General features: G+C 37.9%; 15 protein-coding genes and 1 pseudogene. 1 reads left to right on the top strand and 15 read right to left on the bottom strand.

All coding sequences use genetic code 11. From position 1 onward, the window contains the following. The 13 genes and pseudogenes from QX565_RS11210 to QX565_RS11150 all read right to left on the bottom strand — a co-directional run. The coding region (locus tag QX565_RS11210; RefSeq protein WP_289292799.1) for a tetratricopeptide repeat protein at positions 1-1,123 on the bottom strand (1,123 nt) is incomplete at its 3' end. 58 nt (positions 1,124-1,181) lie between these two features. Then, a complete protein-coding gene (gene bamG, locus QX565_RS11205; protein WP_025075252.1) occupies positions 1,182-2,456 on the bottom strand; it encodes a BamG family beta-barrel-assembly machinery protein in 1,275 nt (424 codons plus the stop codon). Next, on the bottom strand, positions 2,443-3,174 hold the full coding sequence (locus QX565_RS11200) for a type III pantothenate kinase (RefSeq protein ID WP_221648722.1): 732 nt from the start codon (positions 3,172-3,174) through the stop codon (positions 2,443-2,445). Before QX565_RS11200 ends, bamG begins: the two co-directional genes overlap by 14 nt. Before the next feature lie 136 nt (positions 3,175-3,310). Then, positions 3,311-3,406: a smalltalk protein gene (locus QX565_RS11195; RefSeq protein WP_002559636.1), complete on the bottom strand. Its 96-nt coding sequence runs from the start codon at positions 3,404-3,406 to the stop codon at positions 3,311-3,313. A gap of 84 nt (positions 3,407-3,490) precedes the next feature. Then, positions 3,491-3,967, bottom strand: a complete 477-nt coding sequence (locus tag QX565_RS11190; RefSeq protein WP_195450049.1) for an HU family DNA-binding protein — start codon at positions 3,965-3,967, stop codon at positions 3,491-3,493. Positions 3,968-4,677: 710 nt separating this feature from the next. Then, positions 4,678-5,053: pseudogene (locus tag QX565_RS11185) on the bottom strand (PIG-L deacetylase family protein); the annotation flags it as partial. Between the two features lie 255 nt (positions 5,054-5,308). Then, the gene (locus QX565_RS11180) at positions 5,309-7,249 is read right to left on the bottom strand and encodes a polysaccharide biosynthesis protein (protein ID WP_289292798.1); all 1,941 of its coding nucleotides are present in this window, start codon (positions 7,247-7,249) and stop codon (positions 5,309-5,311) included. Between the two features lie 138 nt (positions 7,250-7,387). Next, positions 7,388-7,735: a hypothetical protein gene (locus QX565_RS11175; RefSeq protein ID WP_221648749.1), complete on the bottom strand. Its 348-nt coding sequence runs from the start codon at positions 7,733-7,735 to the stop codon at positions 7,388-7,390. Between the two features lie 150 nt (positions 7,736-7,885). Continuing rightward, positions 7,886-8,038 carry a hypothetical protein gene (locus tag QX565_RS11170; RefSeq protein WP_221648724.1) on the bottom strand — a complete coding sequence of 51 codons (153 nt, stop codon included), beginning with the start codon at positions 8,036-8,038 and terminating at the stop codon, positions 7,886-7,888. A gap of 159 nt (positions 8,039-8,197) precedes the next feature. Further along, complete coding sequence (locus tag QX565_RS11165; RefSeq protein ID WP_221648725.1) at positions 8,198-8,899, bottom strand: Tle-like phospholipase domain-containing protein; 702 nt, start codon at positions 8,897-8,899, stop codon at positions 8,198-8,200. An 875-nt stretch (positions 8,900-9,774) separates the two neighbouring features. Then, positions 9,775-9,918, bottom strand: coding sequence for a hypothetical protein (locus tag QX565_RS11160; protein ID WP_289292797.1), 144 nt, complete (start codon positions 9,916-9,918; stop codon positions 9,775-9,777). Between the two features lie 102 nt (positions 9,919-10,020). Beyond that, complete coding sequence (locus QX565_RS11155; protein WP_221648727.1) at positions 10,021-11,082, bottom strand: MraY family glycosyltransferase; 1,062 nt, start codon at positions 11,080-11,082, stop codon at positions 10,021-10,023. A 3-nt stretch (positions 11,083-11,085) separates the two neighbouring features. Beyond that, positions 11,086-11,955: an NAD-dependent epimerase/dehydratase family protein gene (locus QX565_RS11150; protein ID WP_221648728.1), complete on the bottom strand. Its 870-nt coding sequence runs from the start codon at positions 11,953-11,955 to the stop codon at positions 11,086-11,088. Positions 11,956-12,022: 67 nt separating this feature from the next. Here QX565_RS11150 and QX565_RS11145 point away from each other — a divergent pair, with 67 nt between their 5' ends. Next, positions 12,023-12,157: a hypothetical protein gene (locus QX565_RS11145; protein ID WP_289292796.1), complete on the top strand. Its 135-nt coding sequence runs from the start codon at positions 12,023-12,025 to the stop codon at positions 12,155-12,157. Positions 12,158-12,561: 404 nt separating this feature from the next. On the opposite strand, the gene QX565_RS11140 is transcribed toward QX565_RS11145, so the two are convergent. Both QX565_RS11140 and QX565_RS11135 read right to left on the bottom strand, forming a co-directional pair. Further along, positions 12,562-12,774: a nucleotidyltransferase family protein gene (locus QX565_RS11140; protein WP_195450278.1), complete on the bottom strand. Its 213-nt coding sequence runs from the start codon at positions 12,772-12,774 to the stop codon at positions 12,562-12,564. 279 nt (positions 12,775-13,053) lie between these two features. Further along, positions 13,054-13,785 (bottom strand): WecB/TagA/CpsF family glycosyltransferase, encoded by a 732-nt coding sequence (locus QX565_RS11135; protein ID WP_221648729.1) that lies wholly within the window; start codon positions 13,783-13,785, stop codon positions 13,054-13,056. Between the last annotated feature and the right edge of the window lie 6 nt (positions 13,786-13,791).

Raw genomic sequence — 13,791 nt, 5'->3', positions numbered from 1 at the left:
TTAATGCAGATTCATCACTCCAATTAGGACTGGTTGCATATAAGGCAGCTATCAGCATATAAGGGTCGCCATAATTCTCGTTAAAACTGATGGCCTTCTGACAATAAGTTCTAGACTGTGCTAATTTTTTTGCTTTATATAATGCAACAGCAGCTTTAAATGCATATTCAGCCTTCTTCACATTATCTGTTTCCAAATCAATAGCTTCGTCAAAGAACTTCAGAGCTTCATCAATATCACCTTTTTTGTTTGCTTGCAGTGCACAGGCAATAGCAGCATCAGCTGTTGGCTCCATCTTATAAACATAATACCCTGCTTGCAGATAAGCTTCACTCTCTGTACATTTCATCTGTTTCAAAATATCGATTATCTTCTTTAAAGCAACGATATCTGTTTTGTCAGCTTCCACTTTAGGACCATAAATAGCCTGTAAAGATTCACAATCAGCAGCACCACTCCCTACAAACAAAGCAACCAGATTATCTTTGATTCCCTTCAATCTTTCTTTATTGGCATCCACTGTCTCAGCAGCCAAAATAGTTTCCATATATTCAGATGCATTCAGATAATCCTGAATAAATTGCTCCTTATGAGCCGGATCTGCCTGTAATTTATCGAAAGACGTTTGGAAAAAATAAAAAATAACCGCTGGATCAGCTTCTGCCTTTACGGTATTTACAGATTGACTGAACCATTGATAGAGTTGATTTAAATCAACTTTGGGTGCAAACGACATATAATCCAAAGCTTTGATACCTAAAATTTCATCAACAGAAGCTACCTTGACTCCCTTTGCCAAAAAATCAGGAGTATATTTCATACGTAAATCATGCGTATTCATCAATTCATCAAAATACTTCTGGTATTCCGGATTATTCTTATCTTTGATTTGCCCCATCAAACCTTTCAGAATCTTAAATCCATCATTAAAAGTGTAGTAACGAAGTGTCGGGCAATTTTCCAGAACCGCTTTCCAAGGAATATAAGCGTCTTTAAAATTGCCGGCTTTCACCGATTCATGTGAGATACTACTATTCGAATTACAGTTAGCATCATCCTGCGCCATTACAGTAGTCGCCCCAGCCGATAGGAACAACATAGCTACAAGCGTCTTAATTTTCATTGTATCTAAATTTTAGTTGTTATTATTTAGTCGTCTATTCTCTCTCAAATTTTCCACTTTACTCTACTCTGCGTTTGAAGAACCAACGTTCATTAAACGTAAGTCCTATACTTACGCGGAATATATTTTCATTTAACATATTTACTTCTTTTCCTTTCACATGAACAAACTGTCCACTAATGCTAAGGATAGAGCGCGAACGAGGAACAGGTAAACCAAAACCTGCTGTTACACCAAATTCGGTTGAAGCCTTTTTGCCCTCGATCTTATAATACGGTGTGGAATAAAAAGCTCCCACACGATATTTTACATGGGCGAGATAGGAACGTCCCAACAAATTTGGGATATATTCTGCACCCACAGATATTCTTGAACGGTCACTAAAGGCATACGTCTCATCAAAACTCTGACGTAAATCCTCATCACTCGTTGCAAGCGAAGACTTAACCTTTGACCATTTCTGCAGGCTATAATCCATACCTACCGTCAAACGTCTGTCATATTTATAAGTAACTCCGACTCCAAAAGTATTAGGGATTTCTAATGTTGCATCGGGAGTCACAGTAGTGATCGTACTAACCTGCCTGGTGACTGTAAAATCATTTTTTAGACTCTTTTTAGGAGTATATACTGCGCCAAAAGTCATCAATCCTTTTTCATTGAGCTTTTGTGTATATTGCACACCGAAATCCAGCTTATAATCCGAAATGGATGTCAATGTACTTTCTTGATATGAAAAAGCGCTGGACTCATTCGGAAAGAATTGATTACGTACACGAGTGATATCACCCCAAAAATAAGATACATTCATACCTACCGACAAGTTCTTCAACAATTTCATTCCCAATCCGAGATACAGTTGGTGTAAACCACCGTCACCTGTAAAGCTTCTACTATATTGCAATCCGTTATCCGTAGTCTTAGTATCCGACACCGAATATCCAACACTTGAATATGGTAACAACCCAATACTCATCGCCATCCATGGCTGCAAACGAAATTGCATGGCAAGATAATCTAAACTAGAATTTTTTGCATTTAGTTTCACACCTCCGCCACTAATGTTCATATTCTGCATAGTAACACCACCTTCAAACAGAAATGTTAATGAGTCAATAGCTGTATACGAAGCAGGATTCAATACATTGATCTGCGCTCCATCCCGGAGTCCATATGCAATTCCTCCCATTGCCTTGCTATTCCCAAAATACTGGTCAGACAAATCGCCAAAGCCATATCGTGTATAAGGAGAGTTTGTATTATTCTGAGCAATTGCTATTCCAGTAATCATTGTGAGCAAAAGCGCACAAAACGTGTGTTTATATCCTACCATTATTATAGTTTAAAATTCTATTTAATCCTTTCAACACTAAAAATCTATCTGCAAAGATGACACTTTTTACGTTCGTATCAAAAGAAAAATCATCTCCGCCCGTTAAAAAAACCAAAACTTCAGGATATTTATGTTTCATAGCCGTAATATAACCTGATATTTCATATTCAATACCTTTCCATACTCCGGCACGCATAGCAGTCTCTGTATCCTTCCCCAAAGCCGGCGTACATCCCTGTGGACTAACTAATGGCAAACGTCCCGTAAACTGATGAAGTGCCTTAAAACGCATCTGCAACCCCGGAGAGATATTCCCACCATGGTATTGCCCCAGAGAATCAATAAATTCGTAAGTAATACAAGTCCCCGCATCAATCACCAGAATATCCCTTCCCGGAAATTGTTCATTGGCAGCCACCACAGCAGCCATCCGGTCATACCCCAGTGTCTCGGGTGTTTCGTATAAATTGATTACCGGAAGCGGAGTATCTTTATCCAGCCAAAGCAGAGGTACAGAAAGCTTACTTATTTGTTCGGAAACACGCTCATTCAGATTAATGACAGTTGCAACAATACCTCTGTCAATTGGATATTCAGTACAAATACGCTCCAGACAATCCAGCGATTCATTAGAATCATAGATAACATTTACCATTGTAGCCCCCTCAAAGAGTGCCACTTTAGCTACCGTATTTCCTATATCGATAATTAAATTCACTGTTTTTATCGTTTTGAGCGTGCAAAGATACAGATAAAAATTCAAGCACACTGCACACACATATAAAAAAACTCCCGGCAAGTTCTCTTTCACAGAACCGCCGGGAGCTTTCTCCACTCAATTATCGTCTTTTATTTCAGAACGTCATTGCCTGACCACCAATTACTCCTGCAATAGCACTGGCTACTGCAATAATCACTTTCAGAATCGTACTCCAAACCGTCTTTTTCATAGATCTCTTTTTAATTATTAGTTATTACATAAAAGCTTCAAACACCGCGCAGCCAACTTTCAACTTTCAATTTTCAACTCTCAACTAAACCGACGGATCCTCACCTTCTCCCTCATTTCCTCCGCCATTGTTATCAATGCCTTTCTTCATCAAGTCAGCATGTGCAAATGACAATCCCTGAGTCAGTGCACGGGTAGTACCCACAGCTATCGGACGGAAATATTCAGGAGTAAACTGACACTGTACCGATGTGATCTGATTAGGATTCACCTTATCTTCTGTTTCTACCCCTTTGCCTTGCGAACGGACCTTCATTGTAAAAGTCCCCAGCCCTTCAAGGCGTACCGTATAGCAATCCAACAGATATCTACGCATCACCGAAAGCAAGTTCCGCACCACATTCTGCACATCACCCGGTGTCAGTGAAGCCTTTTCGGCAATCTCCTCTGCCAAGGTTTGTGTATTAATCCTTTTCTTCATCTTCACCAAAGACGGATGCCATGTTTTCACTCCGGCTTTATTGGCTTTACTGGTTTGTATTCCCTTATAAAATAAAGGCATAAATCCCTCCTCTTTTTAATGTTACTAATCGTTTTTTCATTCACGTTTTGTTGATCAACATTGCAAAGATGGAGGTTTATTCTAAGCCCTCAAAGCAAAAAAGAGTCTGCTGAATGATTCATAACACACTGATTTTGTATTCTGTTATTTATCAACAAACTACAAGTCTTCGAAATCATAAAAATAAAAGTAGCCAGGCATTTCCACAAACAGGAAAGCCTGGCTAGCTAACAACTACATTTGAGATGAAAAGAATGCAGTATTATAATTCAAAAAAAGGATCTACAAAACTTTAATAAAAAAAGCCCTCCTTGTAAATAAACCACGCCTGATTTAAAAAGGAGGGCTACACAAACAAACAATAATATTAAGCTGAATTATCATGATTCACATCAGAATAATCCGGCACTCCTTACGTCATCTTTTGTAGTAAGGAAGAAAGCATTGAACGAATCCAATGTTTGGGTTTATACAGTCGTCTTCTGTTTCCAGGCAAAATAGGGAATACAAAAGAACAAGAAAAGTCCCTTTAACAAGTTCAAAAAAGTCCTCATCAAAAGCTTATTTTTTACAAGGGCATCTAACAAATATTTATCTGTCTCATACTCTTAATTCGAAAAATAACGATTAAGAATTTCATGTTTTATCAGTCTTCTGTGGTCAGAATAAGTATGTGTAGAAAGTCCATATTTCTTTTATGAGTGTCTTCATCAATAAGCTCGCAACACAATTTCGAAGGCCTCACTATACTCCTGTCCCCACTGACCACCTCTCATCGCAGCAAGACCAGTGATGTATTCTGCTGAACGTGGATGTGGATATGGACGCATCACGCCACGATACATTGAGAGAGCCTTCACCTTAGCATCAACGCCTTCCTTGCCTACCTCTATATAGCAGTTAGGATTGAATGTTGTCATTGCATTGTTGATCTTCCACTCCGTACAACTAGGAATCTCCATATACCTACCAGAACTCCTGCACACGCTTCACTTCTGGTCTGCGTTGGAATAGACGGATAACCTCCTGACACGCTATAGAAGTCTATAGGTGGTTATTGTTAGTATCCGCAGGATGATGAGTGATGTCGCCTTTGGGTGTAAAGGGGTGGCAAGCAAACGGGTCAACTCCATCCAAATGAAACCTATAAATTCGGTAGTTACCGTTCCGTTCCTTCGTCGTTTGATTTCATCAGGGGGAAGATGATCATTACTAAAACATACAGCTGAATGACCCATTCCATAAAAGACTAAACCTTTTCATCATTTCCCTGCAATAAGGCTTTTTGAAAGCGAGCCCTCATATGAGCCATACAGCACATATTAATTGGACACTTACGAATCAATTCAGACAAACCTCCGTATTCTCTTTATCCAATTTCTCATACACAGAATTATTCGACTTAAACTCAGGCACCACCTGTTTCATCAACCTCACCGTATCTTCAATCTTCACCGCGAGTGCCAACTCAGCCAGTTTATCATAAGAGGCAAGTATCTCATCCCGTTTGTATTCCCTCACTTTGGCTATACGTATTTTATAATGATCCGTCGGAACCGTATTCTCCTCATTACTCAAAACCTCTTCATAAAGCTTCTCACCGGGACGCAAACCAGTAAACTTTATTTTAATATCTTCACCCGGAATGTATCCTGCAAGGCGAATCATTTTCTCTGCCAAATCTACAATCTTCACCGGTTCACCCATATCGAAAACAAATATCTGATTACCGGTACTCATTGTGGCAGCCTCCATTACCAAACGGCAGGCCTCGGGAATAGTCATAAAGAAACGGGTAATCCTGGGATCAGTAACGGTAACGGGGCCGCCTTCCTGTATCTGTTTTCTAAAATATGGAATCACACTGCCATTACTGCCAAGTACATTGCCAAAACGGGTAGTTACAAACGTCGTTTTTCCTTTCACCTGGCCATGTTCCATAGCAAGCCCTAAACTTTGTACATAAATCTCAGCCAGACGTTTGGAAGCTCCCATCACATTGGTTGGATTGACAGCCTTATCGGTGGAAATCATCACCATCTTCTCAACGCAATATTGTACACAGAAGTCGGCAACCAACCGGGAACCAACCACATTGACCCGGACCGCTTCACAAGGATTCTCTTCCATCAAAGGGACATGTTTGTAGGCAGCCGCATGAAATACGACTTGTGGACGGAACCTCTCAAAAGCCATCTGAAGACGTTCTTTCTGACGGACATCACCAATGAAAGGAACAAATGTCAGTTCGGGGAAAAAGCGTTCTAATTCCAGACGGAGTTCGTGCATGGGAGTCTCAGCATTATCAAAAAGAACCAATTGCTTAATTCCGAAGGTAGCCAACTGTCGGCATAATTCACTACCAATACTACCGGCAGCTCCTGTCACCAGAATGGTTTTACCCGTAAAATTCTTAATAATTTCCAGCATGTTGATCTCTATCTCATCACGCCCCAATAAATCCTCTATCCGGATTTCTCTGATGACAGTTTTCTTCAAACCATCCCCCAAAACATCGATAGGCGGAGAAACATAGTTTTTCACATTATTATCCTGACAGAATTTCACCAAATGCCCCTGTTCCTTCTGAGCCTCTTCATACGAGGGAAAAATAATGCCATTAATATTGTACTTTTCTACAAAGCATACAAAGTTGGATTCATCTGCAAAATAATAGACCGGTGACTCTGACAAAGAGTAGGATTTGAGATTTTTATCCGGATTCACAAAACCGACTACATGAAAATGCTTACTCGTGTACATCCGTTTCTTGAGCGCAACGCTTTTATCACCGGTACCATATACCAACACTCTTGCTTTTCTGGAAGTAAACTGCAACACAGCAATATCATAGATCAAGATAAGCACTACGCGGGCACCCACTAAGATCCCTGTAGTTGTCAACAAATCGATAAAACAGCATACATACAGATACTTCTCCGGTAACCATGAACCAGTCAGAATGGCAACAATCAACAACGATAATTCTTTCAGCAGGATGGCTGTCTCAATTTTACCAACACTCTTTATCGATGCATGACGTATAATATTTCTGCTGACTCTCAGAAAATGAAAAATAAGAAAACTGATGATACCCGAACAAACCGAGATGGTTATGATGACGTCTTTTTCAATATTAGTGATAAAACTATTAACAAAAAGCAAAGTGATACATGTGCCTGCGACAGACAACACCGTATCGGTAAACAAAACAGCCCGATAATTTACAAATCTCTTCCTTTCGGACAGATTATCGAAAATCTTAGAAATAATACTTTTCACAATATTTTTTTTATGTTAGTTAGCGTCCAATTTTGACGTGTAGCCCAAGGAAAGCCCCTGTATCTTGACCTAAAACGTTTCTCAAACATGCTGTAAGACCGTTGGTCATAGCTGAACAAACGCACCAGACGTAAATCTTTAGACATCACCACCCTCCGGTTCACAATTTTTCTGACTGACATGCACACCGTTGCTCATACGGATATCCATCAATATACGAAGTTCGGTATGCGGAAGAACCGGAGAATCTCCTGTCGGATTCTGATTCAAAACCGGTACAGATGTTTCCACCGAATCCACCTCCGCGGGAGGGGTACCTAGGACTTGGACAGGCATTATCTTTTTTCGGGTATCATTGTAACATTTTTCAAACAGGTTATAAGGTACTTTGTTGGACAAACAAAATTGCTCTATGGAGATTCCATTCGGACCACCTTCTAATTTATAGCGCCAAAACAGACGTTCAAATTCATTGTAACTATAAATAAACTTTTCTTTTTGATTTAACGAAAGCAAAGTTCGAAGGTTTGCAGCGGGTAAGCAATACGTCATTTTTGGACTCTAACAGAAGTATTCATTTTACGACAGACTAACTCTGAAAGGCTGACAATGCCTTTACGCATATAAGTAGCAACTTCAGGAGAGAGAAGAATCGCTCTTGGGAATACCGGTAACCGTTAGCGGGTTTAAACGGATTTCTTCCATTTCGAATTCACGAAGACGTTTCTTGTTGTCACGATACCATTTAATGAAGTTGCAATACTCAACACCTTCGTATACAATAGGCATTGATCGAAATCTTCCAAGGAGCAGTATCTGTTTGATAACGGAGTAAAAACTCACTGTAAAATTCACTCATATTCATTCTTTCTCAATTTTTAAGTAAAACCCAAACGGAGCCATATCAAGAGCCATACAATGAGCGCTTACGGACATTGGATTGTTTTATTATCTAAAATCCGCAATTTCATCACCAAATTTTCCTGCACTTTTACGTATAATATCAAGACCATGCGTCTTTTTAATACCATGATATGTATTAGGAAGCTTAACGGCCCTTCCCAACTGATAAGTTAGTGATATCTTGAAAACCACATCATTTGGTTGATATAGATGAGAAATGTCATCAATATGGTTAAACCTGCAATTATTCATTGTCTTTATTCCCAATCCTGCTGAGTTATATCCATAACCAAAGATGTTTTTCGCAGTGCTATTCGCAATTGCATATTGCATCAACCCACCGCCCAACGAATGACCATACACATTAATTGGAAAATCTTTAAATTTATGTCTTCTATCACGACTATCTGATACCGATTGGACTATATCAAGAGCCAGTGTGTAAATTTTATCAGACCCAAAGAAGAACTGTCTTAGATCCGTAATCAAGTTATGAATATCTTCCGTACCTGCAAATCCAACATATATAGCCTTATTGTCATCTTCGTTCCTGTATGCCACATAGGTATTCAGATTCCCTGACAAATGTTGCTTTCCACAAATATCTATACCGCCTTTGCTCTCAAAGTCCAAATTATAACGTTCCAAATAAACGTTAGTAAATATTCGATTTGCAATATCTGCAGATTTAGCAGGAATCGTATAAGCCAAATCCACATATTTTATACCATCAAGGAGTGTATCCATTGCTTGTGTTGCCTTTTTCCGATTTGTTTCTCCCAAAATACGAGGTATGTGAAAACTCTGACAACCACTCAAAACAGATATATAATCTACAAAATGGAACTTAGTCGCAAGTGAATCTGTGATGTCCAACAAACGCAAAGTTCCAAATAATCCGTAATCTATACCATCATTATATTAGGGTCTTTTCTTTTGAGAACAAACTAACTGCGGTATTAGAATACCTCCAGTCTCCGTAGGTTGTCATTTCAATCGATTGCCACATGTGCATCATGGAGTTGTGAAAGCTCAAAAATCCTAAGGCCGTGACGTTGTGCAGTCTTCCTAAAAATTCAGCAATACGATGGAACAACAAGTTTTGAAGATTCTTTCTGTCATAATTGGACAGTGAATCATAAGGGACATAGTTTCCGTCTATAGAGAAACACTCACCTAAAACATAAAGAATCTCAGATACCTCATCAGCATATCGCTTCTTCGTTCGATCATCAAGTCCCTGTTGAAATCTTTCTATCAAATTCTCAACACTATCATGAATAAATCTATTATCATGTTCATCAAGAGAATAGAATTTCTCCTCATCAATAGACTAAATCTCATTTAGGAATATATCCAAATTCTGAAAATGACGTCTAAGTTGCTCAAGAAAACAATGAGAATGATAAGATAGTATAGATAATCCATATAGTATAAAAGTAATGTCAATGGTAAACAGGTACACACATAACAGTTGCAGCAACTAAAGTGTTTACATCAAGCCTCCATTGGTGTCGTGTTAACTTCTGTATGAGAACTCTGGCTACTTTCGTTGACCATATTATTCAAGCCCTAAACGCCGAATCATTTTCTTCACGTTATTAGGCCAAAGATCTTTTTGATTAACCTTTATCCCAAAAGTATCTGATGAAATTACGGTATTCAACACCTTCAGAAATACAATAGGCATTGATCGAAATCTGCCGGGGAGCAGCATCCGTTTGATAACGGAATAAAAAATCACTGTAAAATTCATTCATGTTCATTCTTTCTCGATTTTTAAGTTCGAGGCAAAGATAATGGACTAACAAAAACAAGACAAGAGCCATACAGTGAGTGCTTACTTATCATTGGCAAATTCTAAATTTTCACTTTTCATTTTCAAGCGAAGTTAGATATTCTTCATGTAGATGGTAATATCTCTTTTTGAAGATTACATAAACACTAGCAAACGCCACAAACGAACAAATCAGGTAAATCCAGTGACATACGATAGTATTAGGGCATATGAATAAAAAAACTAAGGAAACAACTAACTGCATAGCCATATAAATGAGTGAGACCTTCACATGTCCAATCTTTAATTCATTAGCCATCAACTGGAATGCATGCTTGCGATGAGCCTTTCCAAGGTTCTCATGTAGCATAATACGATGCATAATCGTCAAGCAACCATCAATACCATAAATTAAAAGGAAAATCAAATATGTAATATCTTCAGTCTGCATAATCAATTTACCAATAGCAAACAACATGATAAAGGCAATGCCAATACTACCGACATCACCTGCAAAACACTTGGCTCTACCTTTGGAGTGGAAATTGAAAATACAGAAAACGACTATACCTATGATAACGGTCATGAGCAATGAGTTTTCAATAAATCCTCCGCCATTATCTATGTTAGTAAGATTCTGATTGACTAATGCTAAAGGTGCCAATACTGCCAAGGAATAACCTGCTGTTATACCGTTTACACCATCCATAAAATTGATAATATTAGTTGCTCCCACACATACGATCAATGCAATGATAACTACCCACCAATATTGCCATTGCAATATTCCAAGTGAATAAAACATCAATCCCATCGAAAGAAACTGTACTACGAGACGGAAACTATCTGGCAGGGAATGAATATCATCAATAAAGCTCACACCTGCAACTAGTACCAAGCCTATAATGAAAGGTAGGTAATTACCGAAGCAGAAACCTTCTACAACAGTGAAACCACCTGCAACTATACTAATAGTCCATACAATAACCGAAATAGCAAAGATGATACCGCCACCTCTCAATACAATTGAGGAATGGCTTGAACGCTCATTTGGCTTGTCAATGATATTAAACTTGTCTGCAATCTTAAAGTACACAAGTTCCGCAACAAGCAATACCACGAAGATAATACCATAAATCAATATTGTATCCATATTCTATTTCAAAGAATCAGCAACGCATTTCAAACTATCTTCCAATGATACCAATTGATAATCAAAGTCGTGCTTGCTCATCTCTGGATCATAATAGTAAGTAGCAAACATCTTATTAATCGGTTGCAAGACGAAACTTCCTAACCATACCAAAGGGTTAAACAACTTTGTAATCCAGACCTTATGTCCGGATTCTTTTGCAAAAAAACGAATAATCTCAACAGTATCACTCTGCTCTCGGTTTTGAGGATAGAAGGTTCCTTCCATCTGGCGAATAATAACTTGCTTTACGAATTCTGCAAGATTATCTATATAAAGCATGCTTCTCTTATTATGCCATTCTGGGAATAATGGAGTTTTTGATGCTAAAGTTGCCAAACGAGGGAAGTTTCCTTTTGCATTAGGACCATATATCATAGGTGGTCGAAGAATACATACTTTAAATAATGGGCTTTCCAGCTCGTGTAATCCCTTTTCCGCCTGAAGTTTGCTATCCCCATAAAAACCATTCGGATGCTCACGAGTATCAAAAGTAAGCTTTTCAGCCTTCAACGATTGGCTTTCGTGAAATACGATCTGACTGCTCATGAAGATGAACTGCTTTACCCCAGCCTCCTTAGCATGTTTAGCAACCTCGATAGTCAAATCCCGATTGACCTTATAATACAATGCTTCCATCTTAGAATCCGCATTCACATGTGCAATACCAGCCACATGATAAACAACATCATAATGGGAATAATCAGTATTCTTCCAATTATCACCCATTGTATCTACGGCATCGATTTCAAAATTATACGATGTAGAAAGGATATATTTCCGCACGCTCTCACCAACATAGCTACCAGCGCCTGTAATTAAAACCTTTATCATAATAATGTTTAATAAACTTACAAATAACCATTCATTTTGCGCCAACAATAATGTCAAAACTTCCAAAATGGAGTCCAAAGCACTTCCGAAGGATAATATTGAAGAAATGAAGAAAGCCGTTTCATCTTCATCCAAACCCGTTTCGGAGCTGGATAATTATCAAGATTGTGCATTCTTACATCTCCTCGACCAAAATCCCTAGATAATAATATTTAACACAATAAATACCTGCTTTGATATCAGAGTTACATAAGAGATATTTATCATCAATATCAAATATTTCTTTTTGAGCACACATAACTGCTACTGAGAAGCATAATAGCCCCATATTCTTCAATATTTTGACCATTTGGAAACGATCAAATGAAAAAAGATGTAGTAATCAAGAAATTGTTTCAATCCAACTCCTTCGTGAAAGATATGCTTATAGATATGCATAAGAGAATATACAACATTGAATCCAACACTTAGATATACATATCCAAGATTCTTATCAAATAATTGAAATTGAGTTTTACCCTCTCCTTGAAAATATTCTTTGTATTTTTAAAACGAAATGAATTATGTGTATAACTAGGAATGAAATGGATCTCAGTAGTAGCATCGTTAAACATCAGCACATCGGTATGATGTATCACTATGTCTTTTATTTTGTAATATTTGATTGAGAAACGATAAAATTTCCTTTCTTGATCCCTCAACCCATAAATCTATATCTCCAGACTGCCTTCTAAGAGAATTTGGATAAAGTTGAGCGACACCTTGGCCTTTTAGAAGGCAACTTCTGAAATTTCCATCATCAAAAAATGCGGATAACATCAGCAGCGCGCTGATCTAACTTTTTATTCTGTTCCTCTATTATTTTGGTATAACCATACCATTTCACTATAAAAATCGAAAAACATTCAGAATCTACTACTTGTGGTATTTGTTGAGTATCTATCAATTTTTAAAACCAGTAAAAGGAAGATAATAAGTGAATGTTTCTGAGCAATCTCAAAAGGTTCATGCCATTCTGATTCGGTAGGAATACGTGATAATTTGGGAATCTTTCCTATTGAAAACTTGGAAAAGTTCTTTTAAAAGCTCCATCAATTATTATTTATTATGCTGATATGCTCTTTTTCTTTCGTCCAAGTACATTTTTGGTACTGCACATAAAAAATTACCTACACGACTGAGCTGCTTTTTTGGTTCTTTAAAGATTCGCTCTAACCAGATGAAACGTAATCCTACAATTTCTTTTTTATTATTATGTAAATCTCCTGTATAGAAATTGAATGCTGCACCTATACCGAATAAAACCCCTTGTTCAATATAGGGAAATATTTTGGATATAAAAATCTCTTGCTTTGGCGCACCAAGACTTACCCACACGATATCAGGCTTCAATTCATTTATTTGTTTGGCAATTGAGGGATAATCAAAATCCTCAACTGAAACAAATGGAACATCTACATGTTCTAAACTCAGTGAGAGTCCCTTTTCTGCAACCTTAGACTTTATCTGATCAACTTTTGAAGCTTTATTCCCCAGGAGTACATGCTTATAAGGCCGTTCTATATAGTATTCAAATAATTCAGGTCCATTGAAAGCTGAATAATGGGTACCATAGATAGAATTAGCCATCTTAGAGATAGAACTACCGTCACATGTATTAATATTTGCTCCCGTGACAATTTCCCTGTATTTGAGGTCCTTTTGTGCAATAGTAATAACATTAGCGTCCACAACGCAAACATACGCCTTTTGTTTTTTTTTGATGTAGTCCTCAACAGTCTTACAGAAGACCCTAGAGTCAAATTCTATGTGAATATTAAAAATGTTCATAAACAA

It is taken from the genome of Bacteroides sp. 41_26, assembly GCF_949740115.1.
Classification (GTDB): domain Bacteria; phylum Bacteroidota; class Bacteroidia; order Bacteroidales; family Bacteroidaceae; genus Bacteroides; species Bacteroides nordii.
This window is presented reverse-complemented; position numbering and strand designations above follow the sequence as displayed.